The organism is Lactobacillus laiwuensis (assembly GCF_019972835.1).
GTDB classification, from domain to species: Bacteria; Bacillota; Bacilli; order Lactobacillales; family Lactobacillaceae; genus Lactobacillus; species Lactobacillus laiwuensis.
Genome location: NZ_BPPB01000041.1, coordinates 1 through 1,220 on the forward strand (window position 1 = coordinate 1; position 1,220 = coordinate 1,220).

1 protein-coding gene is annotated in these 1,220 nt (G+C 28.8%); it reads right to left on the reverse strand.

The window, feature by feature from the left end; translation table 11 throughout:
• Window positions 1-260: 260 nt before the first annotated feature.
• The gene (locus LDM92_RS09790) at window positions 261-779 is read right to left on the reverse strand and encodes a hypothetical protein (RefSeq protein WP_038521150.1); all 519 of its coding nucleotides are present in this window, start codon (window positions 777-779) and stop codon (window positions 261-263) included.
• Window positions 780-1,220 lie beyond the last annotated feature (441 nt).

A 1,220-nucleotide genomic window follows, 5' to 3' on the forward strand; every position in this document is an offset into this window, starting at 1 on the left:
TTTGTGCTTTATAATATGAAATTATCAAGTTTTTCAAAGATTAATAACTAGAAGATAAAATAAAAAATGACTCTTACAAGTCATTTGAAATATTGATTACTTATTAAAAAAATACAGTGAAAATTAATATTATAGTGGGTGAAATTATTGTCAAAATAACTTTGAATACGTTACTTTTAAACATTAAGTTCCCTATTGTTAGCGAATGATTATAAGTCAGTTAGAAGTGATCTTAAGATGCCTCAAGGTCTTATGCCCAATTATTTAAAAATCTTTTGCCACCAGTGTTCATTTTTTCGAACTGGCTCTTTTAGTTCATTATCAATGTTTCTTTCCTTACGTTCTAAAGAGCCCTGCTCTTTTATCTTTTGGTCTCTGCCATGTAACTGTTGTTGTTGGTTCATAAGCTGCATTAACCGATCAAACTTTTTTCCTAAAGCCCTATTAGCTTCTCTTAACTCTTTATTCTGCTCCTCGATTTTACTTAAATATCGATTATTAAGCTGATCAATTTCTTCTTGTTGTTTCGCTACTTTTTCTTCCAAATGTCTGACGTAATCAGTTTTACTAATTGATCTAGCAGAACCTACTTCACCATTTTTAAAATGAGCAATGACTTTCTTCGCTTCTGATTCATCAAGAACCATTTTTCTATTTTCTTTTTTATATATTATCTTATATTTTTTTATATACGAATTAATCCTTGTTCTATATCTTGCTACTTCTTTATTAGATGCTGTAGGTACTATTATATCAATTATTTCTCTTATATCTTTCATATATATTTCTCTTATATTGCTATATATTACTATATATTTCTATATATTATTATATATCAATAACAGGACGAAGTCCTCAAAAGAGTAAAGAGGGTTTTATTAAAACATAGAAGCACACGTAGATTTCAAAAGTGTAGATATACAAAAAGGCAATCCAAATGGATTGCCTAGACGTCTAGTATGTCTCTTTTGCATGCGAGGATCGCACTTTATTTTTCACGAAGTTTTTTATAAATCTTTTAAAACTGATAGCCATTTGGCTTAGCACTACTTCGACTAATATTTATATTAGGTTGCCTGGTCCAGTAAAGGTAGCCTTAATAGACAATTAACCAGATAGCTATTAGAATTTAAGGATAAAGGAGTAATTACAATGAAAATTAACAAAAAATTGTTTATTAGCTTATTAGCTGGAATATTGACAACAACATCATTAGCAGT

Coding starts and splice junctions, on each gene's coding strand:
- LDM92_RS09790 (WP_038521150.1), bottom strand. CDS start 779: ATGAAAGATATAAGAGAAATAATTGATATAATAGTACCTACAGCATCT.